The sequence below is a fragment of the Gilliamella sp. Nev5-1 genome, from assembly GCF_001690895.1.
Lineage (GTDB): Bacteria > Pseudomonadota > Gammaproteobacteria > Enterobacterales > Orbaceae > Gilliamella > Gilliamella apicola_C.
The window spans coordinates 66,993-92,091 of sequence record NZ_LZHO01000088.1 but is presented as its reverse complement, the minus strand read 5'-3'; the positions used below and the strand labels follow the sequence as shown (position 1 = coordinate 92,091).

Sequence of the window (25,099 nt, the reverse complement as noted above, 5' to 3'; positions counted from 1 at the left end):
TTTTGGGTGAAAGCGTGCAAGATTTAATTAAAAATTATTTTACTGAAAGTATTCAAACTCAAATTGTGATGGCAGAATCACTTGGTTATTCTATTGAAAAAGCAGCAAATATTATTGTTGAGAGTTTACTTAATGGCAATAAAATAATGAGCTGTGGTAATGGCCCATCTGCTGCTAATGTACAAAGCTTTACTTCGCGTTTGATCACCAGTATTAATATCGAAAGACCAAGCATTCCTGCAATAGCTCTTGTATCGGACAATGTTTTATTAAGTGCGATTGCCAACCATGAAGAAATTTATGCTCGCCAAATTCAAGCATTAGGGCAGCAAAGTGATGTTTTAATTATAGCAACGTGCCAAGGAAATAGCAGAGCCATTATTCGAGCCGTTCAAGAGGCAGTAATTAAAGACATGAAAATTGTCGCTTTAACTGCTTTTGATGGAGGCGAAGTTATTGGTTTGCTTGGGCAAAATGATATTGAAATAAGAGTCCCATCTTACAACAAAGTGATGGCATATGAAATGCACGCAATGATTTTAAATTGCTTATGCCAATTAATTGAAAATACATTGTTTATTCATAGCGAATAAGTTGAAATAAAAACAGTTTAGTTCTGCATTAATAGCGTTTTTATGCTATATTATAGCCTGTTATGATGACTTAAATTAATAAGAGAACATGGTGTTATGACCGAATTAGCCAAAGAAATAACCCCCGTTAATATTGAAGATGAACTAAAATCCTCTTATCTTGACTATGCAATGTCTGTTATTGTTGGACGTGCTTTACCTGATGTCCGAGATGGCTTAAAGCCTGTTCATAGGCGTGTTTTATTTGCTATGCATGAAGCGGGATATGAGTGGAATAAACCTTATCGAAAATCAGCTCGTGTTGTTGGGGACGTTATCGGTAAATACCATCCACATGGTGATTCAGCTGTTTATGATACAATTGTGCGGATGGCTCAGCCATTTTCATTACGTTATATGTTGGTTGATGGTCAAGGAAACTTCGGTTCTGTTGATGGTGATTCAGCAGCGGCAATGCGTTATACCGAAATTCGGATGCAAAAATTTGCTGGGGCGTTATTGACTGATCTTGATAAGGAAACAGTTGATTTTTCACCTAACTATGATGGTTCAGAAATGATCCCCGATGTATTACCGACTCGTATCCCAAACTTATTAATTAACGGCTCTTCAGGGATTGCTGTTGGTATGGCAACAAATATTCCTCCACACAATCTCTCTGAAGTTATTAATGGTTGCCTAGCTTTTATTGAAGATGAAAATATTTCGGTTGATGGTTTAATGGAGTATATTCATGGGCCAGACTTTCCAACCGCAGCATTAATTAATGGCCGTAAAGGCATTGAAAATGCTTATCGTACAGGTCGTGGCATTATTTATATTCGGTCTAAAGCGACAATTGAAGTCGATGATCATAGTGGGCGGGAAACCATTATAGTCCACGAGATCCCATATCAAGTTAATAAGAAAAAATTGATTGAAAAAATCGCAGAATTAGTTAAAGATAAAAAAGTAGAAGGCATCTCAGCATTACGTGACGAATCTGACAAAGATGGTATGCGTATTGTTATTGAAATCAAGCGAGATGCGGTTGGTGAAGTTGTATTAAATAATCTTTTCTCGTTGACTCAATTACAAGTTTCGTTTGGTATCAATATGGTTGCTTTACATAAAGGTCAACCAAAGCTTTTAAACTTACGTGACATGATTGAAGCTTTTGTCCTTCATCGTCGAGAAGTAGTAACACGTCGAACAATATACGAATTACGTAAAGCTCGTGAGCGTGCTCATGTATTAGAAGGTTTAGCGATAGCACTTGCTAATATTGATCCTGTGATTGAACTTATTCGAGCTGCATCAACGCCTAGCGAAGCAAAAACGAAATTATTAGCGCAAGCTTGGCAATTAGGTAATGTTGCTGCAATGCTTGAAAAGGCGGGTAATGATGTTGCTCGCCCTGAAGATTTAGCACCAGAATTTGGTATTTGCCAAGAGCACTATTACCTATCAGAGGCACAAGCACAAGCTATATTAGATCTTCGTTTACATCGTTTAACAGGCCTAGAACACGAAAAAATTCTTGATGAATATAAAGATCTATTAGTTCAAATTGGTGAGTTATTGCGCATCTTAGCTAGTTCAGAACGCCTAATGGAAGTGATTCGCGAAGAACTAGAAAGTGTTCGTGACCAATTTCAAGATGCAAGGCGAACTGAAATTACGGCAAGCAGTGCAGATATCAATATTGAAGACTTAATAGCTCAAGAAGATGTCGTTGTTACGCTTTCGCACCAAGGTTATGTCAAATATCAGCCGCTTTCAGATTATGAAGCTCAACGTCGTGGTGGTAAAGGTAAATCGGCAACTAAAATTAAAGAAGAAGACTTTGTTGAAAAATTATTAGTTGCTAATACTCACGATACTATTCTTTGCTTCTCTAGCCGTGGCAGATTGTATTGGATGAAAGTTTACCAACTTCCTGAAGCTAGTCGTGGTTCGCGAGGGCGCCCAATAATTAATTTATTACCGCTTGAAGAAAATGAACGCATTACCGCAATTCTACCAGTTAGAGAATTTGATGATGAACATTGCGTATTTATGGCAACAGCGCAAGGTACCGTTAAGAAGACGTCATTAATTGAATTTAGTCGCCCTCGAAGTGGGGGGATTATTGCGATTAACTTACGTGATGATGACGAGCTAATTGGCGTTGATTTAACGAGTAATGAAACGTCTGATACCGTTGATGATGAAGAACTTAATGATGATGCCATTGTTGATGAGATTGAGAATGATGATGAAGTTTCTCAAATCTCTAATACAGAAGATATTATGTTGTTCTCTGCAAATGGTAAAGTTGTTCGATTCCCAGCAAATAAAGTTCGCTGCATGGGGCGAACCGCGACGGGCGTTCGAGGTATTAAGTTAGAGGGCGATGACAAAGTCGTATCACTGATAGTTCCTCGAGGAAATGGTGCAATACTAACAGCAACTCAAAACGGTTATGGTAAGCGTACTGAGAAAGAGTTATACCCAACTAAATCACGCGCAACTAAAGGAGTGATATCTATTAAAGTGAGCGAACGAAATGGTGCAGTTGTTGGTGCAGTACAGGTTGAAGAAACCGATCAAATCATGCTGATTACTGATGCAGGTACTTTAGTGCGTACTCGAGTATCTGAAGTAAGTATTGTTGGTCGAAATACTCAAGGTGTAACCCTGATTCGAACAGCCGAAAACGAAAAAGTTGTTGGACTGCAGCGAATTGCTGAAACGGAAGATGAAGTTGAATCAGAATTATCTCAAGATGCTTACGATAGTGATGATTCCACTCAAGAATCTGAATAATAATTTTTAATTACAAAAAAGGATTAGTCGGTATTGCTAGTCCTTTTTTGTTTTCCAATATCGTGAAAAGGAATAGAATTACATGTCTTTCTCAATAAAAAAAGTCTTAACTAATCTTGCATGGCAGATTTTGATTGCATTAATTTTAGGGATAGCGGTGGGGGCTTATTTATTTGAACTCTCTACTCCTAGCCACCCTTTACACTCTTATTATCAATTTTCGATAGTCAACATTTTCCAACCAGCGGGCGATATTTTTATTCGTTTAATTAAAATGATTGTCTTGCCTATTATACTTAGTACATTAACTTTAGGTATTGCTGGTATTGGTGGTTCGAAACGATTAGGGACATTAGGTCTAAAAACAATACTTTATTTTGAGATTATTACCACGATTGCTATCTTATTAGGTCTTTGCTGGGGAAATATTTTTGCGCCGGGAGCGGGAATTGACTCTTCAACACTTGCAACAGCAGATGTGAGCAAATATGCAAAGGCTGCTGAAGAATTAAGTGGAAAACCTCATGGCTTAATTGTCATGATTCTTGATATGATTCCTGCAAATATCTTTAAAGCAATGGCTGATGGAGCTATATTGCCTGTTATCTTTTTCTGTGTCTTTTTCGGCTTAGGTCTAATGTCGTTACCAGATAAACAGCGCGAGCCTTTTGTATTTTTCTTAAAGGTTATCTCTGACACAATGTTTAAAGTTACTAACATGATTATGCGTTATGCCCCAATTGGTGTATTTGCTCTCATTACTGTGACAGTTGCCAAATATGGTTTTGAATCTTTATTACCACTACTTAAACTGATTCTAACTGTTTATTCAGCGATGATTATATTTACATTAGTGGTACTTGGTCTTGTTTGTAAAATTTGTCATTTTAATATTTTCACACTGCTAAAAATATTGAAAGAAGAACTGGTTATCGCATTTTCAACTGCAAGCTCTGAAACAGCATTACCGAAAATTATTGAAAAAATGGAGTCATATGGTGCACCAAAATCAATTACAAGTTTCGTTATTCCAACTGGTTATTCATTTAATCTTGATGGCTCAACGCTTTATCAAAGTATTACAGTCATCTTTCTAGCCCAATTATTCCATATTGATTTAACTATTTTAGATCAAATTATAGTTGTCATTACCTTAATGATAGCTTCTAAAGGTATAGCAGGAGTACCAGGTGCTTCAATCCTTGTGTTATCCGCAACCCTTGGCAGTGTTGGCATTCCCCTTGAAGGGATTGGTTATATTATGGGGGTAGAGCGTATTTTAGATATGGGTAGAACGGTTGTTAATGTGGTTGGCAATGCATTAGCTGCAATTGTTATAGCTCGCTGGGAACATGTTTTTGATGACAAAAAAGCAAGAGCCTATGAACAACAATATTTGAAATAGAGTTATTTGTTTACTGACAAAAGCGCCGTTAACAACTGGCGCTTTTTTATTTTTTCAAGGAGTGCTTTTAAATAGCTAACCATCTTAATTGCTATCAGTTGTATGATTTTGGGCTTAAGTTATTCTTAATTTAAAATAGTAAAAAAGGCAGGCTAACATGCAAGTATGGGTAATAAGTTGGTAGGCAGATATTGATAGTTATGATGGTTATGTATAGAAAAGAAAATAAAAAACCCAGCATTTGCTGGGTTTTTTATTTATCTAAAACTATTTAATTTTAGCTTCTTTATAAACTACATGCTGACGAACAACAGGATCATACTTTTTGATCTCCATCTTTTCAGGCATAGTTCTTTTATTTTTGCTAGTGGTATAAAAATGACCTGTACCAGCAGAAGAAACTAATCTAATTTTTTCGCGTACACCTTTTGCCATGATATGGTTTCCTTATTAGTACTTTTCACCACGGGCACGAAGTTCAGCTAAAACCGCATCAATACCCTTTTTATCGATAGTACGCATACCTTTAGCAGATACACGCAATTTTACAAAACGTTTTTCACTCTCAATCCAGAAACGGTGAGTTTGAAGGTTTGGTAGAAAACGACGTTTAGTAGCATTCATCGCATGAGAACGATTATTTCCTACTAAAGGGCCTTTTCCTGTTACTTGGCATACTCGTGACATGTCAATAATTCTCCGAAATTTCAATGCTTAAGCCCTGGGCGTAATATGTTAATGGAATTAACCTCGTCAGGCTTTTAGTTTGCTGCAGTTCTATCTGAGAAGCAGTCTAACCTCTCACACTACACCCATAATAATGAGGTAGCGAAGTATACGCTGTTATACACAAATTCTCAAGCATTATCTTATTTAAGTGTAAAAATAAGATCATTATCCAAATAATTATTAACAAATAAATAATAATTGTTGTGATAACACTATTATGGCTAAGGTTAATTTAGATAAATATAAAAACCGTTTAATTTTATGATAAATATGGTTTAATACTATTAATTATCGCTTTTATCTATTAGATCTAATTTTCAAGGAGATTGTATGAGCCAGTTCACGCCATATAGTATATACGGCATTATCGGTTATCCGTTAGGGCATAGTATGAGTCCTCTTATTCATACTACATCATTTCAAGATTATGGTATTCCTGCCGTTTTAGTGCCTTTTGCTACGCCACCTGAAGAAATATCAACACTATTTAAATCAGTAAGACTATTAAATATTAGAGGGTTATGTGTCACTATTCCACATAAGCAGGCTATTATTCCTTATTTAGACGAAGTAACTGAGCATGTCAAAAAAGCAGGGGCAGCTAATTTAGTTTATTGGAATGGCGATAAGCTTTGTGGCGATAATACGGATATTGTTGGCTTTATGCAGCCACTGGAACAAAAGAAATTACCTGTTGAATATAAAAAAGTTTTATTACTAGGAGCGGGAGGCGCAGCACGTGCTGCTGTTGTTGGATTGCAAGACCTTGGTTATACCGAAATTACTGTGACAGACATTATGCTCGACTCAGCCAAAGCATTAGCAAAAGAGTTCAATCTAAAAGCAATAGCTTGGGAAGAACGCAGCCAAGTTGAAGCACAAATTATTATTAATTCTACCCCATTAGGTATGCAAGGTAGATTTGAAGATCAGACGCCTTATGAACAGGCTTGGTTTAAAGGGAAAGGCTTGGCGTATGATATTGTCTATACACCATACAATACTCGATTTAGACAAGAAGCAGAAAAAGCGGGCTGGGAATCAATATCAGGGCGTGAAATGTTTATTGGTCAAGCAAATGCTCAATTTAAAATTTGGACAGGAAAAGATCTTTCTGAACGAGCAAAACAATCTGTAATTGATGCTTTAGCCGGAAAATAATTACTCAACAGATAAACACATCTAACGACATTGGAATTAGCTGTGTTTTTTTATGATTTTATCATTAGGTTAGTAATTAATAACTCTCTGCATTAATAAATTAGCTTAATAAAAATTAGCACATTAAGTGGATAGATCAAAAGCATTATAATAAGGAGTATTTATGACTAGCGTAGAATTGCAAGCGTATCGTCGTTTTCTTATGATAAAAGTGTCAGAAGCAAGCGAATATATTGGTAAAACAGATACAAATACATGGCTTGATTGGGAAAAAGGTATAACACCTGTGCCCAAATTCATTATAACGGCTATGCAAGAGCTAAAAAAGCTTCGAAACGAAAAAATTAATCTTATCATTAATAGCATCAATGATCGTGTTGGTAGTAATACTATTCGCTATTTTATGACATATGAAGAGTTTAAAAAGGTAAATCCAGAGCTTGACATCATTCAATGGCGACTACATCAATCAATTGCCACAGAGCTTTATTTCCGAGGTTTAGAAAAACTATGCTAATTAACTTAACCAAGATTATTTTAGGATCCTAATAGAGTATATTTACAAATAATGTAAATTTTAATTTACAAATTTAAGTTAAAAAATTTTAGTTAATTTATTGAAAAATAAATATTTTTTCAATTGTACCGATAATGTGTAAAAATATATTGCAAAAACAAATGTGAATCACTAGCATGGTGACTATATTCTGTAAATCTAAAAGGGCAGAACCCAATATGAATAAAACAATTTTTTTAGTTGGTGCTAGAGCTGCGGGTAAAACAACAATGGGAAAAATGTTAGCTGACAAGTTATCGTTTTCTTTTGTTGATACTGACAAGCATTTATTTGACACCACTCAAAAAACAGTAGCTGAAATTGTTGAAAAAGAAGGTTGGGAAGGATTCAGAGCAAGAGAAAGCCAAGTACTTGTTGATATAGCTAAACCAAATCATGTTATTGCAACTGGTGGAGGAATGGTATTAGCTGAGCATAACCGAGATTTTATGAAACAAAATGGCACGGTTATCTTTTTATCAGCACCTGCAGCAACACTGGCAGCGCGTTTAATGAAAGATCCTAATGTTGCTCAGCGCCCATCACTAACAGGTTTGTCTATTTTTGATGAACTGGAAAAGGTATTAACTGAAAGACTACCTTTATATCATGATGCTGCACATTATGAGGTCAATGTTGATCAAGATGAAAACTTGGTTCTCACGAAAATCCTTGAAATGCTTAAGCGTTAAATTTAGCCAAAATATTACCTAAAAAGTGGTGTTGTTTAATAAAAGCAAATAATCAATTTAATAAAGAATTCTATATAAATTTATATCTTAATTAAACTTTTGCTATTCTATCTAAAAAATAGCAAAGCCTTGTTCTTCAGGACAAGGATAATGCCAATTAGGAATAAAGAAGGTACAAGTTAAGCAACAAATTTATACTGGCTATATTTTTGATTAATAATTATATATTTAAATAAAGTTAAAATGTTATGTTGTACATATGGAGCACGACACATGGATAATCAAAAAGTCAATTCTTATGGAATTGTTGGATCTATTTATGCTAACTATATTATTCAAAGCATTGCATTAATTGTGATTATGCAATTTTCTCAATCGCTTTCACAGCAATTAAATACTGATATAGTTGGGCTTGGTTATGTTGCATCAGGTATAGGCATTGGCAAGATATGTTTAATGTTTGTTGGTGGTGTGCTATCCGATAAGTTTGGCAGAAAGTTATTTATTTATCTTGGTATGACTTGTTACGCTATCTTCTTTATTGGAATGATTTTTTGCACTAATATTAATATTGCATATTGTTTAGCAATTGCTATTGGGGTTGGCAACTCTTTTTTAGATACAGGTTCAATGCCTGCACTGACTGAATGTTTTCCTCGCTCAGCGGGTTCGGCAAGTGTACTAATAAAAGCATTTATTTCTATTGGCACCCTAATTCTTCCATTAATTGCTACTTTCTTTTATGCCAATCAAATATGGTATGGTTGGGCATTTCTTGGTTTTACTGCTTATTTAGTCATTAATGGCTTATTATTGCCAAAACAATTTCCTCATAAAGATACAGTAATTAAAGGATACCAAGGGGAAGTAAATTATTTTAAATCTAATCCTGCATTTGGCTGTGAAGGTATTTTATTGATTTTGATGGGATTTACAACAACAGCCACATTTGTCATTATTTTGCAATGGCTGCCGACTATAGCTATTAAAGGTGTTAATATGAGTGATATTGATGCTAAACAGCTTATAAGTTATTATAGCGTAGCATCGATTATTTCTGTATTTGTTACTGCTTTTGTTGTAAAACATTTATTAAAACCAATCTTTTGTATCATTATTTTGCCTGCTTTATCTGCGTTGGTATTAATTATTTTTTATTTTCATATCTCGCCAGTAATGTGTGTTATAGCTGCAATTGGCATGGGATTTACTGCTGCAGGGGGTGTGCTACAATTAACTTTGGTTGTGATGCAACAAATGTTTCCAACTCGTAAAGGTCTTGCTGTCGGTTGTATGTATACTTTCAGTGGATTAGCGTTTGTAGTTATACCACTTATCGTACCCAAATTAACCATGATCAATGTAAGTTATGCTATTTTAATTGACTTTTTTATCGCATTATTAAGTGTCATATTTGGCTCAATTATTTTTTATCGTTTTAAAAAGGTGATTGATTTTACGAAAATATAAATCACAAGCTTCATGAATAGAAAACAAAATAATTGATTATAATTAATCTTATTTGTAGTTAAAAAATAGCCAGTATTTTATATCAGGAGCATGGAAGCAATAGCATGCTCCTTATTTAGCTGGCGATTAAACCCCTATCTTCTGACCTTTCATATCTTTATTAAATATCACCATATGAGCACTTGGCTTATATCTTCATAAAAATTACTCTTACAAATATTTATAAAAATATCTTGCTATTAAATTAAAAATAAATAAAAATACATAAAATATGAATAAATATTCATTTTGGGCGGTGTGAAAATGAAAGAACGTACCACTGAATTAGTTGATGGATTAAGACATTCGGTACCGTATATTAATGCACATCATGGCAAAACGTTTGTAATTTTGCTTACAGGTGCAGTATTAAAAAGTAATAATTATTCAAGTATTATCAATGATATTGGCTTACTCTACAGCCTTGGTATTAAACTTGTTATTGTCAATGGCGCACGCAACCAAATTGACGAGTCCCTTAAAAATTATAATATTAAACCTAAATACTATAAAAATACTCGCATCACTGATGCAATCACGCTAGATATTATTAAGCAAGTTACTGGGTTATTGCAGCTTAATATTACAGCCAGTTTATCTATGAGCTTAAATAACACACCGTTACAAGGAGCTCACATTAGTGTTGTCAGTGGTAACTTTGTTATTGCGCAACCTTTGGGGATTGACGATGGCGTTGATTATTGTCATACAGGCAAAATTCGCCGTATTAACAAAGAGGCTATTGAACAGCAATTAGCGCGAGGATCTATTGTACTATTGGGGCCTGTTGGGGTATCGGTTACTGGTGAAAGTTTTAATTTAGCGTCAGAAGATGTTGCTGCTGAAGTTGCTATTCGCTTAAAAGCGGATAAATTAATCAGTTTTTGTGCTGAGCAAGGTGTTTTAGATGAGCATGGTCTGGTTATCACTGATCTTTATCCTATTGACGCTGACAATTATGTCAATCAAAAAGAGCAACAAGGAAAACATTTATCGAGCGAATCACGCTTTTTACGAGCCGCGGCGAAAGCATGCCGTAACGGAGTAAGACGAAGTCATTTAGTCAGTTATTTGCTAGATGGATCTATTTTACAAGAATTATTTTCGCGTGATGGGATTGGAACACAAGTTTCTATGGAGCATTCTGAGCAGATTCGCTTAGCAACGATTAATGATATAGGGGGAATTTTAGAGCTTATTCGCCCACTTGAAGAACAAGGTATTTTAGTCAAACGCTCACGTGAACAATTAGAGATTGAGATTGACAAATTTACTATTATTGAACGTGATAACATGACAATTGGATGTGCAGCGCTTTATCCTTATCCAGAAGAAAAAATGGGTGAAATGGCTTGCGTTGCTATTCACCCACAGTATCGCAATTCGTCTCGTGGTGATTTATTAATAGAAAAAATAGTCGAAACAGCTAATAATTTAGGATTAGAAAAAATATTTGTCTTAACGACACGTAGCATTCACTGGTTTAGAGAAAAAGGATTCTATCCAGCTGAAGTGGATGATTTGCCAATTAAAAAGAAACAGCTCTATAATTACCAAAGAAACTCAAAAATTTTAATGCTTGATATTTCTTAATTTATTTTCAAATAAAATTGGAAGTTATTGATGTTTCGAGCATTAATGGTTTGTATTAAAAAAACAATTCTTAATAAGCTATAAAAAGTAAAGTGAGCTAGCTAAGTTTTTATAAGAAATCATTGATATTTTACAACAGCATTTAGAATTTGCATAGTAAATGTTTTTTTTAAATAAAATCCTCGTGGGCGAGTTAAAATAATTTCACCATTTTCACCAATTGCTTCGGTGAGCGCTTGCCCATTGGCTGCCTTTGGTCTAATTTGTAGATAAGTACCGTATCTTGCAGTAATTTTTTCAACTTGCCCTAGTGCTATCATATCCATTAATTCTTGCCAATCCTGTTTAAGCTGCTGTTCTTGTGCTTGAGTTGGTGTCCATAAAATAGGCTTCCCCACTTTTCGATCAATAAGCGGAATTGTTCTTTCCCCTTCAATTGGAACCCACAAGACTTTGGCGAGTTTATATTTTACATGGCTTGTTTCCCAAATAACGCCATGATTAGCCATTAATGGCGTAACACTGACAAAGGTAGTTTCTAAAGGTTTACCTTGTTTATCGACGGGAATTGTTTTTAGCTCGATACCTAGATTAGCAAAATCGCGCTCAGCTTTACTGCCCGCATTTGCACCTAAAATAGTTTCGATAAGATTACCAACCCAACCTTTTTGTTTATTTAAATTATCGGGTATTGGAATGTTTAAATATTGTGCTATATCTCCAAAAGAATATCCTGCAACTAATTGTGCACGATCTAATAGCTCTTGTTCGCTCTTGGGAATAGATAATGTCATTACAGAGGAATATAAATTGATTTACCGAATAAAACACACAGCCAAGTCATTTTGGCTGCGATGATGTAAATGTATATCAATTAGCTTAGTTTTTCAACCCAAGCAGCATAAGAATTAATAAATAATGACAAAAATTCTTTGCTTTTTTCGGTAACATTGCCTTGATCATCAAAAGCCGCACTTACACTGCCAAAATAAGCTTCAGGTTGTTGTAATGTTGGCATGTCAAGAAATACTAATGATTGACGTAGCTGATGGTTAGCACCAAACCCACCAATCACACCTTGTGAAACAGAAATAATTGCAGCAGGCTTTTTAGACCAGATACTTTTACCATAAGGTCGAGAACCCACATCAATTGCATTTTTGATAACGGCGGGTAAGCCACGATTATACTCAGGCGTTACAAAAATAGCGCCCTGACAATCAGCTATTTCTTGACGAAAACGAGTGTAAGAGGCAGGTGGGGCATCAGTATCAATATCTTCATTATATAAAGGTAAATCCCCAATTTGGATAATTTGTAATGAAAGTGATGGTGGTGCGATTTTTTGGAAAAATTTTGCTACTTTTAAGTTATAAGAGTCTTTACGTAAACTTCCTACTAATACAGCAATTTTTTTACTCATCTTAAATCTCCACATATTTTTAATAAGAGGCATAATCAATGCCTCTTATTATTATCATTAATAATTATTTATTAATGTCCTGATGAGTCGACTTTTCGGCCGGCTTCAAATAAGAACCATGCACGCTGTTCGGTTTGATCAATCCACTCTTCAATTAAACTTGCAGTAGCAGTATCGTTATATTTATCGCAGATATCATGCGCTACACGCATGCGTTCTGTCAATCTTACATTATCTTGGCAAAGTTCAGCAAGCATATCTGATGGCTCAACAAAATCAGCGTCGTTATCAGCAATGCTTTGCAATTTAGCAATATGACCGATTGAACGAAGTGTTGTACCGCCTAATTTACGTACACGTTCGGCAATTGGATCTGTCATTGCAAATAGCTCTTCACCTTGATCATCTAGCATTAAGTGATAGTCACGGAAGTGCGGGCCACTAACATGCCAATGAAAGTTTTTGGTTTTTAAATATAGAGCAAATACATCTGCTAAAACAGAATTCATTGCTCCAGAAATATCTTTTGATGCCTTTTGACCTAAATCAGTTGGAAACAAAATCGCTGCTTGTTGTAGCTTTTTAGCAGAAGTCGTACTTTTAGCCATGATATATTCTCCTTAAAGTGAATAATAAATACCCGTATTGACAAAATTACGCCAACTTAAGGCTAATGTCCAATAAAAAAACGTTAATTTTTTACTATCGTTGCTATTTTATTAACCTATTACTTTTCTCATTTCTTTTTATTTGAAATATTATTTTTCAAAATGAAATAAAATATTTTAAATTGTGATCATCTTAAAAGTTTTTTGTTTCTAGAATTGATAGTATTTTCCTGAAATTTAACTTAATAGGAGACAACATGATTGATGCTATTTCATTTGGTGCCGAGTGGTTTATTGGTTTATTCCAAGAAGGAGGCAAAGTATTTATGGGAATGGTAACTAACATTTTGCCATTATTAATTTCATTACTTGTAGTGATGAATGCAGTGATTAAATTTATAGGGCAGGAACGTATCGAACGTTTAGCGCAAGCATGTGCTGGTAACCCAATTTCTAGATATTTATTACTACCGCTCATTGGAACTTTTGTTTTTTGTAACCCAATGACATTAAGTTTGGGGCGCTTTATGCCAGAGTTTTACAAACCAAGTTACTACGCAGCTTCGTCTTACAGTTGCCATTCAATGAATGGACTCTTTCCACACGTTAACCCTGGTGAACTTTTTGTTTATTTGGGAATAGCGGCTGGTTTAACTACCCTAAATTTACCTTTAGGTCCTCTTGCTGTGAGTTATTTCCTTGTCGGTTTAGGTACTAATTTCTTTAGAGGTTGGATTACTGACTTTTGCACTACCATTTTTGAAAGAAAAATGGGCATCAAGTTAGAAAGAAAAGTTCATCTATAATAAAAATAAGGAATATAAAAAATGGAAAAATTTATCCACATAGAAAAAGGCGAAGCAGGTTGGGGTGGACCTTTGGAGCTTCCTGTTATTGCCGGTAAAAAAATTGTTTATATTGCAGCAGGTACTCGTCCAGCCATAGTTGATACTTTAGTTGAGCTAACAGGTTGGGAAGCTATTGATGGTTTTAAAGATGGCGAGCCGCCTAAAGAAGAAATTGGTGTTGCTGTAATTGATTGTGGAGGAACATTACGCTGCGGAATTTACCCAAAAAATCGTATACCAACTATCAATATTCATGCCACAGGTAAATCAGGCCCTCTGGCTCAATATATTGTTGAAGATATTTATGTTTCTGCAGTAAAACCTCACAATATCAAACTAATAGAAAAAGAAAGCGATGTAGTAAGCGAACCGGCGACAAACAATAAATCGCCTGAATTTAAAGATTATGACAGCCGCAAAAAAATTACTGAACAAAGCGATGGATTATTAGCAAAAATTGGTATTGGTATGGGATCGGGCGTTGCTGTCTTCTTCCAAGCTGGCCGAGATACAATTGACACTGTACTGAAAACAATACTTCCTTTTATGGCGTTTGTATCGGCACTAATTGGGATCATTATTGCATCTGGATTAGGCAACCTTATTGCACATGGGCTGGTTCCGTTAGCCAATAACCCTATAGGACTTATTATATTAGCCTTGATCTGTTCTTTCCCATTGCTTTCTCCATTCTTAGGACCCGGTGCGGTTATTGCCCAAGTTATTGGCACTTTGGTTGGTGTACAAATTGGGCTTGGCAATATTCCGCCTCATTTAGCATTGCCAGCGTTGTTTGCAATTAATGCACAAGCGGCATGTGACTTTATTCCTGTTGGTTTATCGCTTGCTGAAGCCAAGCAAAACACGGTGAGAGTGGGCGTGCCATCTGTATTGGTGAGCCGTTTTTTAACGGGTGCACCAACAGTATTAATAGCATGGGCGGTTTCGTTATTTATATACCAATAAATTGTTTTAAAGATGAGAGCATCAGCTCCTAATTTAAAGCAATGGTAAAAATAAAAAATCCCGTATTAAGTGTAAAAGATAAGAAGGTTAATCATGTCAAATGTTATCTATCATTCAAAAATTGATCAAATTGGTGAGTTTGCCCAAGAAGCATTAGCTGACGGTATGTTAATCCTGTTTAAAAACGGTGCACCTGCTGATTTAGCTGATTACTGTTTTGTTCATAGCCATGATGATTTAAAACTGGAATTACAAGTGGGGCAGATACTTCAATTAGGCAATCATATTTATAACATCACATCGGTTGGCGAAGTTGCTAATGTTAACTTACGTGAATTAGGTCACATCACATTAAGATTTGATGGTAATAGCCAAGCTGAATTACCTGGCACTGTTCACGTAAAAGGGGAAATTCCTGCGCAACTTTTTGTGGGTGATGAAATTAGAATTTTAAATGATTAAGGAATATAAAAATGAAAAAAGTAGCAGTTGTTATAGGTGGCGGTCAAACTTTAGGTGAGTTTTTGTGCAAAGGTATCGCTGATGCAGGATACAAAGTTATTGTTGCTGATTTGAATATTGACAATGCAAATAAGGTAGCAGAAGCAATTAAGCATAAACATGGTGCAGGTTCAGCTCAAGGGTTTGGGGTTGATGCTACCAACGAAGAAAGTGTACTGCAATTAGCGCAAGGTGTTGATAGTATGTTTAAGCGTGTTGATTTAATGGTGTATAGCGCAGGCGTTGCAAAAGCAGCACCTATTACCCATTTTGTATTGAATGATTTTCAGTTATCAGTCAATGTTAATCTCACTGGTTATTTTTTATGTGCACGTGAATTTGCCAAATTAATGATCAAATACAATACGCAAGGTCGCATTATTCAAATTAACTCAAAATCAGGTAAAGTGGGCAGTAAACATAATTCAGGATACAGTGCTGCCAAATTTGGAGGGGTCGGGTTAACACAATCTTTAGCCTTAGATCTTGCTGATCATGGTATCACTGTTAATTCGTTGATGCTGGGTAATTTATTAAAATCACCAATGTTTCAATCATTAATACCACAATACGCTAAAAAATTAGGTATTCCAGATGATCAAGTAGAGCAAGTTTATATTGATAAAGTGCCACTTAAACGAGGTTGTGATTATCAAGATGTTCTAGATGTGCTGTTATTTTATGCAAGTGATAAGGCTTCTTATTGTACAGGGCAATCTATTAACATTACTGGTGGGCAAGTAATGTTTTAGTTAAGATGATATGCGAAAATTAAATCAAGCAATTTTCGCATATTTTACACCTAACATATAATGGAGAGCAACCATGAATATGAGTAATACTTTAATTGTAATTGCACTTATTGCTTGGTGTCTTCAAATTGTATTTAGCTGGCTACAAATTCGGCGTTTTAATCAAGCCTTTTTAGCGATGAAAAAGGGGGCTTATTTAGGTATTGGTCGTAGCAAAACAAAACGATTTAGACCAAGAGTATTAATAGCTATTTCATTAGATGAAAATCAAGTGGTTATTGACTCTGTATTAATGAAAGGTATTACTGTTTTTGCCTCACCAAAACCCATCATTCAGCTACATGGATTACCTGTTGCTGATATTATGCCCGAAAACACTTTCCCCAATGATATTGCTTGTCAAAGTGCATTGACTGTGGCATTAGCCACAGATAAGAAATAATTAACTTTTATTCTGAAAAACATTCCCTTTCATTCTGAAATGATATATTTTAAAGTAATACGGTTTATATATGCACGCTAATGATGATGGGATTTTATTATGAAAGTGAAGCAACGACAAACAGCGATTTTGGAATACCTGCAAAGTAACGGGCAAGCTAGTGTAGATGAATTGGTTGAGCATTTTAAAACAACAGGAACAACAATTCGTAAGGATCTCACACAACTTTATGCAAGTGGTTTAGTTTTACGTACTTACGGCGGTGCCATGTTAAACCGCGAAATTGGTGATAGAGCTATTGATCACAAAACTTATATTAATACCGCACAAAAAAAAGCCATAGCAGAAGAGGCCGCTAAGCTGATTCATGAGGGGGATTCAATCATTTTTGACGCTGGAAGCACCGTTGCTCAAATGATCCCAACGCTAGCTAAATTTAATAACCTCACGATTATGACCAATAGTTTGCATATGGTTAATGAATTGGTTGCGAACGATAATGATCAAACTATTATTTTAACGGGAGGCACGTTTCGTCGAAAATCAGCCTCTTTTCATAGCAACAATGCATTAGCTATTGCCGCATTTGAATCTTATACCTTTGATATGTTATTTATGGGGGCTGATGGTGTTGATTTAGTTGGTGGCGTTACAACGTTTAATGAAAGTTACCATGGTAGTGTGGCAATGAGTAAGGCTGCTGCAAAGTTAATTTTATTAGTTGATTCATCAAAATTTGGTCGTCGTAGCCCCAATGTTGTGTGTGATTTAAGTGCTGTTCATACAATTATCACCGACGATAATTTAGATAATAGGTACTTTGAAGCGCTAACACAAAAAGGACTTAACCTGATTAAAGTGAAGATAAACGGAAAATAAATTACATTGAAGGCGTTAGTTTTGTTTTTTATGTATATGCATTGTAGTATTTTTTAATCGCTGTAAACAATGCGAGTAAGTCTTATATATTTCTGATTAATCATTTTTCCTAATAATTATGTTAATTTTATATTTACAAAAAAAATAATAATTTACTTTAAAAAGTCATGTAGTTTAGTTTATAGTTAGCTTAATTTTTTTTAATAGCTAATGTCAGTATTTTATACTTTTAAAAGCGCAATATTTACTCGTATATTTGCAAAACGTAATTAGTTAATAAAAGAACTATAATAAATTTTTATATAAAAATCATTTGGTTAAGTGATGAAAGAATTGCAATATGGACTAGAAAATGATATAATCAAAACAATAAGGTACACAGGTACACAGGTACACAGGTACACAGGTACACAGGTACACAGGTACACAGGTACACAGGTACACAGGTACACAGGTACACAGGTACACAGGTACACAGGTACACAGGTACACAGGTACACAGGTCACCCTCTGAACAACTTAAAAAGTTATTTTTATACATACTGTTAATTTTCACATATTCAAGTCCTTGTAGTTATAAGTTGTATTTAATTACAACTTCATTTTTGCTACCGAAGATAAAACCGAAGTTTCTGACTAAAATAGCAAAGATTTGTAAATTAACTCTACGGTTAACGCAACCAAATATAAAAAATTATGCTTTGAGAATGATATTGGTATTGTTAGGTTTAACGATATCGAGTAATACAATTGCACTATCAGCAATAACGGTAAAGACAATTCAAGGTAGTGCACCTTATTTAACGTTTGATGGAAAGGCGACTAAAGCAAATTCAACAGAAGATCTGTTGAGTATTACATTGTCTGATGGTAGGCAATATAGCATCCGTAATAATCCATCATCGGAAAATAATCCAATTGAGCTGCCTGCTGTAGATCAAAAACTGAAAGATATTAAGAAATTCATTCCCGAAGGGAAATCAGTAGTCACTTTAATAGATTTAATATCAACTAACAAATTTTGGGAAGATGATGATGGTGATGGTTCGATCTCTGTAACGGGTAATTTTACAATGACCGTGCAAGATGTTGATGGAAAAATAGTTAATGAGAATACAGAATTAAATGCATGTTATTCGCCTTATAAAATAACTTTAACGAGTGATAGTGGTATTTTATCTACCCAATACGGAGATCCAAGATCAACTGAGTTTAAAGGTGGAAGCGTTAGTTATTATCTAACACCTAAAGTTGCAGTTCCTTATGCATGCTTTGCTCAACCAACGTTAAAGTATAATGGAAATGTATTTATTGGTTATCGTGGTCCAGTTGAACAGTGGGATGACGATAAAGGCTTTAAACCGCAGGATATAAATTCCCCTGAATCAAATTTCCCAACTATAGGGGCCAAGGGGATGTACTTTGATTTAACGGTGGCAGGTGCATCGGCAAAAGAGTTAACTTACAGCAAATGGCCAACAGACTCAAGTATAGATTTAAGTATAAAACAAGGAAGCCGTTATAATATTGCTAAAGTAGAATTAACAGGGCCTAGCGATTCTAATAAAAGTCAAGCCTCATCAGTTGTTCCAACTTACTTTAATATTTACTCAGATAGAGCAAAGACAAACGTTATATATCGTTTTATGATAAGTAAATGGTTTGTTGCAAAACCGACTTATAGCGGAGGTTTAGAAGCAGCTAAAGCTTACTGTAGTAGTTTAGGAAATGGTTATAGGATTCCCCATATTGTTGAAATGACGAATGCAAATAATGATATTGTTGCTTGGGCAGGAGGATTACCAGGACAACCCAATAATTTCCAACGTCGGATTGGGGGAGGATTCTTTGCAGAGTGGGGGTATACGGATAATACATACTACACGAATAGTGATTTTATAAAGGATGATATCAATTTTGATTACTGGACTGCTGACCCTTTTCATGGGGGAGTACAAAATTATACTGTTTTTTCAAAGCAAGGTAATGTTGGGCACTATTATTTTGTGCATAATGAAACTAGAGTGGTGTGCGTACGTTAACTAGCTGTCACTACTCGTTGTTAAACGGCGAGTAGTGAATTGTGCAAACTAATTGGGTGAAATAGGCAAACAGCAAAAAACGGGTATAACGGGTAATTTGATCATGCTAGGTAATTTTATCGCCTTTTAGTGCATTATGCTTTAAATCCCTTTTATAAAGTAACATGACTAACTAATAGAACTTAATTAGGATATTAGTGCTCTTTGGTTTTTATTGATATCTAATTTATTAGCCGCCTAAAGAAAGATAGGCGGCATTGAGTGCATTTAAATTAAAACAGCAACCTTGTGCGGATAGTGCCTGAGACATTTTTTAGTTTATCAAGCAATTCCTCGGCTTTATCGGGATTGACTCTATCAATATCAATCACAACATAACCAATTTTGGCATCGGTTTGTAAATATTGCGCTGAAATATTAAGCCCTTGCTCAGCAAATAAGGTATTAATCGCGGTTAATACGCCCGGTTGATTACGGTGAATATTAATAAAGCGACTTGAGCCTTTAGCGGGTATTGGTAACGATGCTTCGGGAAAGTTAACCGCAGAAAGTGTTGCACCTGTATTAGAGTATTTTGCGAGTTTAGTGGTTACTTCAATGCCAATATTTTCTTGCGCTTCACTGGTTGAACCGCCAATATGAGGGGTGATAATGACATTGTCAAATTGGCACAATGGCGATTCAAATGGATCGTTGTTGCTAGCCGGTTCTGTTGGAAAGACATCAATTGCTGCACCACTAATTTTATCGGTTTGTAGTGCATGAGTTAATGCATCAAGGTCAATGACTTTACCGCGCGAAGCATTAATTAAAATAGCACCTTGTTTCATGGCGTCTATTTCGCTATCGCTTATCATTTTTATCGTTGTTGAATTTTCGGGTACATGCATTGAAACGATATCGCTTATCGCTAACAGCTCTTTCATTGATGACACTTGTTTAGCGTTGCCTAACGGTAATTTGGTTTCAATATCGTAAAAATAAACATTCATTCCTAACGATTCAGCTAGAATACTTAATTGGCTACCAATGTGTCCATAACCAATAATACCTAAATTCTTACCACGAGCCTCGTGTGAACCAGTAGCCATTTTATTCCATTTACCTCGGTGAGCTTTTGCATTGGCTTCGGGCACTCGGCGCAGTAGCAATACCGCTTCAGCTAAGACCAGCTCGGCAACAGATCGTGTATTAGAAAATGGTGCATTAAATACAGGAATCCCTTTCACCGTTGCCGCATCAAGATCAACCTGATTAGTGCCAATACAAAAGCAACCAATGCCAGCAAGTTTGGGGGCGGCATCAATAATATCTTTGGTTAATTGAGTTCTTGAGCGGATCCCAATAAAACGAGCATCTTTTAATGCCTGCTTAAGTTCTTCGGGCGATAATGCACTTTTATGGTACTCAATATTGGTAAAACCTGCCGATTTTAATATTTCTATGGCACTAGGATGAATACCCTCAAGTAATAAAAATTTGTTTTCATCTTTGGTTGACGTTTGAATAGTCATTATTTCCTCTCATTGCTTTCAGAATATAAATTGAGTCTTATAGTGATATAAAAGCAATAAATTTGATTATGATAAACAAATTTATTTTAGCTCTTTTACTCCCGAAGGTGTTCCTATAAGCGCAATATTTGCCCCTTTGTTGGCAAATAACCCAACCGTTACCACGCCAGCAATACTATTTATTCGATTTTCTAATTCTATGGGGTTGGCAATGATAAGGTCATGAACGTCTAAAATAACATTACCATTATCCGTTATGACGCCTTGGCGATAAATTGGTTTACCACCTAGTTTGAATAATTCACGAGCAACATAAGAGCGAGCCATTGGGATCACTTCAATGGGTAACGGGAATTTACCTAATACATCAACAACTTTTGATTCATCGGCAATACAAATAAATTGTTTGGCAATGGCTGAAACCACTTTTTCACGTGTTAAAGCAGCGCCTCCACCTTTAATCATTTGTAACTGGTGATTGATTTCATCAGCACCATCAACATAGATATCTAAACTATCTACTTCATTACAATCAAGAACAGTAATGCCATAGCTCTTTAATTTTTGTGTCGATGCTTCAGAGCTTGATACAGTACCTTTGATTTGATCTTTTATTGTAGCTAATGCATCAATAAAGTGGGATGCTGTCGAACCGGTTCCCACACCAACATAAGAGTCAGGCTTAATAAATTTCAATGCTGACCAGCCTACGGCTTTTTTTAATTCGTCTTGTGTCATGGTATCACCTATTTTTGAGGATACTTTTTCTTAAAAAAATAAAATTTTAAAAGCAAAATTATTGAAGATATGGCATAGTACCCAATTAGAAAGTAAAAATCATTAGGATTTTAAGAAAATATATCAATGTTTGATATGTTTAAAACTTATTGCGATGTTAAAGTAGCTTGAAGATTCAAGCAGTGATCAAATCATTAGTAAAGAGATTATGAAGCGTCCAGATTATAGAGCATTACAAGCATTAGATGCAGTGATAAAAGAACGAGGATTTGAGCGAGCAGCTGATAAGCTGTGTATTACACAACCCGCGGTATCGCAACGCATTAAGCAGTTAGAAAGCTTTTTTGGTCAACAACTATTAGTGAGAACCATTCCGCCAAAAGCAACCAAACAAGGCGAGCACCTTTTGGGGTTACTACACCAAGTTGAATTATTAGAACAACAATGGCTAGGTGATAATGAACAAAATACTACACCATTGTCATTGTCGATTGCGATTAATGCTGACTCTTTAGCAACATGGCTTTTACCTGCGTTAAAGCCTGTTTTAGATAAAAATATTTTACGTTTCGATATTCAAGTAAAAGATGAAGAGCATACTTTAGAATTGCTACGCTTAGGCACAGTCGTTGGTGCAATTAGTATTCAAGCTAACCCTTTACCAGGATGTTTGTCTGATTTATTAGGTGCATTAGACTATATTTTTGTTGCCTCTCCTGATTTTGCTAAAAAGTACTTTCCAAATGGTGTCACGCGATCGTCTTTACTTAAAGCGCCAGCGGTTGCATTCGACCATTTAGATGATATGCATCAGGCTTTTTTACAAGAAAATTTTAACCTTACCCCAGGTAGTGTGGTGTGTCATATCACCAGTTCATCTGAGGCGTTTGTGCAATTAGCTAAACAAGGCTCTGCGTGCTGTATGCTACCAAAGTTACAGATTGAACAAGAGCTGAAGAATGGTGAATTGGTTAATTTAACAGAAGGGCTATATCAAAGGCGTATGCTATATTGGCATCGTTTTGCACCTGAAAGCAGTGTCATGCAAAATATTTCTGAAACGTTGATTTGTTATGCAAAAAATACATTATCACAACCTTAGCTTCAAATCACAAATAAATAATAGTTAAGTGAGATGATGTTATATTAAAACGCTGCTTACCTAAAACTTCTTTGACAAAATAAACACTTGATTTAAAGAGCTGAAGATATGAGCCAATTAAAAAACGATCGTTATTTGCGTGCATTGCAATGTTTACCTGTTGATTACACCCCTATTTGGATGATGCGTCAAGCTGGACGCTATCTGCCGGAGTATCGTCAGTTAAGAGCAAAAGTGGGCGATTTTATGACTATGTGCCAAACACCTGAATTAGCTTGTGAAGTGACGCTACAGCCATTAAAACGCTTTGATCTTGATGCTGCTATTATTTTTTCTGATATTTTGACCATTCCTGACGCTATGGGGCTGGGTTTGCACTTTGAAGCGGGTGAAGGTCCTAAATTTGCTAAAACAATATCCTGTTTATCTGATATTGAGCAATTACCGATCCCTGATCCTGAGCAATCGCTTAAGTATGTAATGGATGCGATTCGTTTAACCAAAAAAGAGCTTAATGGTAAGGTTCCATTAATTGGCTTTTCGGGTAGCCCATGGACATTAGCAACTTACATGGTAGAAGGCGGCAGTAGTAAAGCTTTTACTAAAATTAAACGCTTACTTTATAGCAAACCTAAAGTATTACATTTGCTGCTCGAAAAGCTCGCTGAAAGCGTCGCTTTGTATTTAAACGCCCAAATCGAAGCTGGGGCACAATCGATAATGATATTTGATACATGGGGTGGTGTATTGAGCCATCAGAGCTATCAAACGTTTTCGCTGCATTATATGCAACTTATCTTATCAAAATTAAAACGAGGCATTAAAACTGACGATATCAGCTCATATGTTCCTGTTACGCTTTTTACAAAGGGGGGGGGGCTGTGGTTAGATAGTATTGCCAACACAGGTTGTGATGCGATTGGTGTTGATTGGAGCGTTAATTTGCGCGATATTCACCAAAAAGGAAAAATTGCGATACAAGGTAATTTGGATCCGTCAGTCCTCTATGCTAGCAAATTAATAATCGAGTCTAATGTTGATGCCGTTCTGAAAGAATTTGGTGCTTATAATGGGCATATTTTTAATTTAGGTCACGGTATTCATCAAGATATTCCTGTAGAACATGTGCAGTATTTGATTGATGCTGTGCATCAACGGTCCCAAAAGGTTTTGTCATGATTAAAAATCCAGTCCAATTAAGATTAGCAAAGTTAGCCCCTTGGCAGCAACGTTTGTTTATGGTTTGTTTATGTGAACGTATGTACCCGAATTTGGTTTTTTATTGTCAACAACAACATACCGAAGAAGTCGCTAAAAGCTACAAAAAAATACTGGATTTAGTCTGGGAATCACTATTAGTTGAAGAGGCAAAAATCAATTTTGATTTACAACTTGAAAAATTAGAAGCTATCATTCCAACGGTAACAGATGACAGTCCTTATATGATTTACCCCGCTATCGATGCTTGTCAGGCGCTTGGTGAGGTTTTACACTCTTATTTGAGTGGTGAAATGGCTGATCATACCGCTAAAGTAAGTAGCATATCGGCAACCACCATTGCTGAATTTGAAATGACTAAAACTAATGTTAATCTTTCACCAGATGCGCAACAAACTTTACCCAGTGTGATTGATGAATTTGATTTACAGTGGGAGATATTACGATTATTACGTGATGAAAATAATGAGATGATTGAGCTGATAAAAGGCTTAAAAGATGAAATTCGAGCATCTGGAGTAAGTAATATTGGTGTTTTTTTGTGCGGTTAAGCGGTTTAAAGTGTAATTTTTTTATTTTTTATTAAATTTTTCTTTAATATTAGATGAATATAGACTACATTTAACCGCAATGTAATCTAAACACTGTTTACAGTAGCGAAGCTAAATTTTAGCTTTGTTTATAATGTTAACTTTAACAATAAAATAATATGTAAGGATATATCCATGAATAAAACAGAACTTGTCGACGCTATTGCTAGCAAAGCTGATATTACTAAAGTAGCTGCTAAAACAGCATTGGAAGCTACATTAGCTGCTATTACTGAATCATTAAAAGCAGGTGAGCCAGTTCAATTAGTTGGTTTCGGTACATTCAAAGTCAACGAGCGTAAAGCACGTACTGGTCGTAACCCGAAAACAGGTAAAGAAATTAAAATTGAAGCAAGCAAAGTGCCTGCATTTGTATCAGGTAAAAGTTTAAAAGAAGCAATCAAATAAGTTTGCTGCCTTTCTGTCGATTTTATTGATGGGAGTTATTTTA

26 protein-coding genes are annotated in these 25,099 nt (G+C 35.5%); 19 read left to right on the top strand and 7 right to left on the bottom strand.

What is annotated here, in order from left to right:
• Positions 1-14: 14 nt before the first annotated feature.
• The 3 genes from A9G41_RS12355 to gltP all read left to right on the top strand — a co-directional run bounded on the left by A9G41_RS12355 (position 15) and on the right by gltP (position 4,785).
• Positions 15-593 (top strand): SIS domain-containing protein, encoded by a 579-nt coding sequence (locus A9G41_RS12355; RefSeq protein WP_065568336.1) that lies wholly within the window; start codon positions 15-17, stop codon positions 591-593.
• A gap of 96 nt (positions 594-689) precedes the next feature.
• Positions 690-3,380: a DNA topoisomerase (ATP-hydrolyzing) subunit A gene (gene gyrA / locus A9G41_RS12350; RefSeq protein WP_065582288.1), complete on the top strand. Its 2,691-nt coding sequence runs from the start codon at positions 690-692 to the stop codon at positions 3,378-3,380.
• 94 nt (positions 3,381-3,474) lie between these two features.
• Positions 3,475-4,785, top strand: a complete 1,311-nt coding sequence (gltP, locus tag A9G41_RS12345) for a glutamate/aspartate:proton symporter GltP (RefSeq protein WP_065582293.1) — start codon at positions 3,475-3,477, stop codon at positions 4,783-4,785.
• A gap of 267 nt (positions 4,786-5,052) precedes the next feature.
• Here the strand turns inward: gltP and rpmG are convergent, their stop codons facing one another.
• Together rpmG and rpmB are read right to left on the bottom strand one after the other, a co-directional pair.
• Positions 5,053-5,220, bottom strand: coding sequence for a 50S ribosomal protein L33 (rpmG, locus tag A9G41_RS12340; RefSeq protein WP_034884348.1), 168 nt, complete (start codon positions 5,218-5,220; stop codon positions 5,053-5,055).
• 15 nt (positions 5,221-5,235) lie between these two features.
• Positions 5,236-5,472 (bottom strand): 50S ribosomal protein L28, encoded by a 237-nt coding sequence (gene rpmB, locus A9G41_RS12335; protein ID WP_034884345.1) that lies wholly within the window; start codon positions 5,470-5,472, stop codon positions 5,236-5,238.
• A 372-nt stretch (positions 5,473-5,844) separates the two neighbouring features.
• Here rpmB and aroE point away from each other — a divergent pair, with 372 nt between their 5' ends.
• The 5 genes from aroE to argA all read left to right on the top strand — a co-directional run bounded on the left by aroE (position 5,845) and on the right by argA (position 11,025).
• Positions 5,845-6,675: a shikimate dehydrogenase gene (gene aroE / locus A9G41_RS12330; protein WP_065583006.1), complete on the top strand. Its 831-nt coding sequence runs from the start codon at positions 5,845-5,847 to the stop codon at positions 6,673-6,675.
• A 163-nt stretch (positions 6,676-6,838) separates the two neighbouring features.
• Positions 6,839-7,192 carry an Aca2/YdiL-like domain-containing protein gene (locus tag A9G41_RS12325; RefSeq protein ID WP_065583007.1) on the top strand — a complete coding sequence of 118 codons (354 nt, stop codon included), beginning with the start codon at positions 6,839-6,841 and terminating at the stop codon, positions 7,190-7,192.
• A gap of 218 nt (positions 7,193-7,410) precedes the next feature.
• A complete protein-coding gene (aroL, locus tag A9G41_RS12320; RefSeq protein WP_065583008.1) occupies positions 7,411-7,923 on the top strand; it encodes a shikimate kinase AroL in 513 nt (170 codons plus the stop codon).
• Between the two features lie 273 nt (positions 7,924-8,196).
• Entirely contained in the window at positions 8,197-9,393 is a 1,197-nt protein-coding gene (locus A9G41_RS12315; RefSeq protein ID WP_065582308.1) for an MFS transporter, read from the top strand.
• Positions 9,394-9,696: 303 nt separating this feature from the next.
• Complete coding sequence (gene argA / locus A9G41_RS12310; RefSeq protein ID WP_065582309.1) at positions 9,697-11,025, top strand: amino-acid N-acetyltransferase; 1,329 nt, start codon at positions 9,697-9,699, stop codon at positions 11,023-11,025.
• Positions 11,026-11,144: 119 nt separating this feature from the next.
• On the opposite strand, the gene mutH is transcribed toward argA, so the two are convergent.
• The 3 genes from mutH to A9G41_RS12295 form a co-directional block, all read right to left on the bottom strand.
• On the bottom strand, positions 11,145-11,819 hold the full coding sequence (gene mutH, locus A9G41_RS12305) for a DNA mismatch repair endonuclease MutH (protein ID WP_065582310.1): 675 nt from the start codon (positions 11,817-11,819) through the stop codon (positions 11,145-11,147).
• Positions 11,820-11,899: 80 nt separating this feature from the next.
• A complete protein-coding gene (locus tag A9G41_RS12300; protein WP_065582311.1) occupies positions 11,900-12,448 on the bottom strand; it encodes an NADPH-dependent FMN reductase in 549 nt (182 codons plus the stop codon).
• A gap of 71 nt (positions 12,449-12,519) precedes the next feature.
• Positions 12,520-13,056, bottom strand: a complete 537-nt coding sequence (locus tag A9G41_RS12295) for a Dps family protein (RefSeq protein ID WP_065580888.1) — start codon at positions 13,054-13,056, stop codon at positions 12,520-12,522.
• Positions 13,057-13,313: 257 nt separating this feature from the next.
• Here A9G41_RS12295 and srlA point away from each other — a divergent pair, with 257 nt between their 5' ends.
• The 7 genes from srlA (at position 13,314) to A9G41_RS12260 (ending at position 19,486) form a co-directional block, all read left to right on the top strand.
• Positions 13,314-13,862, top strand: coding sequence for a PTS glucitol/sorbitol transporter subunit IIC (srlA, locus tag A9G41_RS12290; RefSeq protein WP_065582312.1), 549 nt, complete (start codon positions 13,314-13,316; stop codon positions 13,860-13,862).
• A gap of 21 nt (positions 13,863-13,883) precedes the next feature.
• A complete protein-coding gene (srlE, locus tag A9G41_RS12285; RefSeq protein WP_065582313.1) occupies positions 13,884-14,870 on the top strand; it encodes a PTS glucitol/sorbitol transporter subunit IIB in 987 nt (328 codons plus the stop codon).
• Between the two features lie 93 nt (positions 14,871-14,963).
• The gene (gene srlB, locus A9G41_RS12280; RefSeq protein WP_065568332.1) at positions 14,964-15,332 is read left to right on the top strand and encodes a PTS glucitol/sorbitol transporter subunit IIA; all 369 of its coding nucleotides are present in this window, start codon (positions 14,964-14,966) and stop codon (positions 15,330-15,332) included.
• An 11-nt stretch (positions 15,333-15,343) separates the two neighbouring features.
• Complete coding sequence (gene srlD, locus A9G41_RS12275) at positions 15,344-16,123, top strand: sorbitol-6-phosphate dehydrogenase (protein ID WP_065582314.1); 780 nt, start codon at positions 15,344-15,346, stop codon at positions 16,121-16,123.
• Positions 16,124-16,196: 73 nt separating this feature from the next.
• Positions 16,197-16,565 carry a transcriptional regulator GutM gene (locus A9G41_RS12270; protein ID WP_065582315.1) on the top strand — a complete coding sequence of 123 codons (369 nt, stop codon included), beginning with the start codon at positions 16,197-16,199 and terminating at the stop codon, positions 16,563-16,565.
• A 99-nt stretch (positions 16,566-16,664) separates the two neighbouring features.
• Positions 16,665-17,444: a glucitol operon DNA-binding transcriptional repressor SrlR gene (srlR, locus tag A9G41_RS12265; protein WP_065582316.1), complete on the top strand. Its 780-nt coding sequence runs from the start codon at positions 16,665-16,667 to the stop codon at positions 17,442-17,444.
• A gap of 707 nt (positions 17,445-18,151) precedes the next feature.
• On the top strand, positions 18,152-19,486 hold the full coding sequence (locus A9G41_RS12260; RefSeq protein WP_065582317.1) for a hypothetical protein: 1,335 nt from the start codon (positions 18,152-18,154) through the stop codon (positions 19,484-19,486).
• A 272-nt stretch (positions 19,487-19,758) separates the two neighbouring features.
• Here A9G41_RS12260 and serA read toward each other — a convergent pair whose 3' ends face one another.
• Both serA and rpiA read right to left on the bottom strand, forming a co-directional pair.
• On the bottom strand, positions 19,759-21,000 hold the full coding sequence (serA, locus tag A9G41_RS12255) for a phosphoglycerate dehydrogenase (protein WP_065582318.1): 1,242 nt from the start codon (positions 20,998-21,000) through the stop codon (positions 19,759-19,761).
• Between the two features lie 81 nt (positions 21,001-21,081).
• Positions 21,082-21,738 carry a ribose-5-phosphate isomerase RpiA gene (gene rpiA / locus A9G41_RS12250; protein ID WP_065582319.1) on the bottom strand — a complete coding sequence of 219 codons (657 nt, stop codon included), beginning with the start codon at positions 21,736-21,738 and terminating at the stop codon, positions 21,082-21,084.
• Positions 21,739-21,946: 208 nt separating this feature from the next.
• Here rpiA and A9G41_RS12245 point away from each other — a divergent pair, with 208 nt between their 5' ends.
• The 4 genes from A9G41_RS12245 (at position 21,947) to A9G41_RS12230 (ending at position 25,056) form a co-directional block, all read left to right on the top strand.
• On the top strand, positions 21,947-22,840 hold the full coding sequence (locus A9G41_RS12245; RefSeq protein ID WP_065566208.1) for a LysR family transcriptional regulator ArgP: 894 nt from the start codon (positions 21,947-21,949) through the stop codon (positions 22,838-22,840).
• A 108-nt stretch (positions 22,841-22,948) separates the two neighbouring features.
• On the top strand, positions 22,949-24,019 hold the full coding sequence (gene hemE / locus A9G41_RS12240) for a uroporphyrinogen decarboxylase (RefSeq protein WP_065566207.1): 1,071 nt from the start codon (positions 22,949-22,951) through the stop codon (positions 24,017-24,019).
• Positions 24,016-24,609 carry a YjaG family protein gene (locus A9G41_RS12235; RefSeq protein ID WP_065582320.1) on the top strand — a complete coding sequence of 198 codons (594 nt, stop codon included), beginning with the start codon at positions 24,016-24,018 and terminating at the stop codon, positions 24,607-24,609. Before hemE ends, A9G41_RS12235 begins: the two co-directional genes overlap by 4 nt.
• Positions 24,610-24,783: 174 nt before the next feature.
• Complete coding sequence (locus tag A9G41_RS12230) at positions 24,784-25,056, top strand: HU family DNA-binding protein (protein ID WP_065566205.1); 273 nt, start codon at positions 24,784-24,786, stop codon at positions 25,054-25,056.
• Positions 25,057-25,099: the final 43 nt, after the last annotated feature.